Source organism: Nitratireductor sp. GZWM139 (assembly GCF_030068685.1).
GTDB lineage: Bacteria > Pseudomonadota > Alphaproteobacteria > Rhizobiales > Rhizobiaceae > Nitratireductor > Nitratireductor aquimarinus.
Map to the genome: position 1 here is coordinate 1 of NZ_JAMQML010000070.1, position 415 is coordinate 415.

Annotated in this window: 1 protein-coding gene; it reads right to left on the reverse strand. The window is 57.6% G+C overall.

All coding sequences use genetic code 11. The features are described 5' to 3' along the window. Positions 1-415: DDE-type integrase/transposase/recombinase (locus tag NDI72_RS21965; RefSeq protein ID WP_283801804.1), on the reverse strand; the 415-nt coding region annotated here is incomplete at both ends.

The window sequence follows — 415 nt, forward strand, 5'->3', positions numbered from 1 at the left end:
ACCCTGTGTGCCTGGAAGCCGTCCTTGATTTCTTCGAGGTAGACCGCCTCCTGTTTCAGGCTTCGCCAGAGCCGCTCGATGAAGATGTTGTCCAAGTATCTGCCGCGACCATCCATTGAGATGCGCACGCCAGCCTCGGTCAGCGTCGTGATCCAAGCCGATCCCGTGAACTGCGACCCTTGATCTGTATTCATGATCTCCGGTGGGCCATGTTTGGCGATGGCTTCGTTCAAGGCATCGACGCAGAAGTCGGCATGCATCGTGTTCGATAGTCGCCAACTCAGCACCCTGCGCGTGGCCCAATCCATGATGGCGACCAGGTAGAGGAAGCCGTTCTTGACCGGCACGAACGTGATATCGGCGCACCAGACTTGACTGGGGCGGTCGATCTGCATCTTCCTCAGCAAGTACGGAT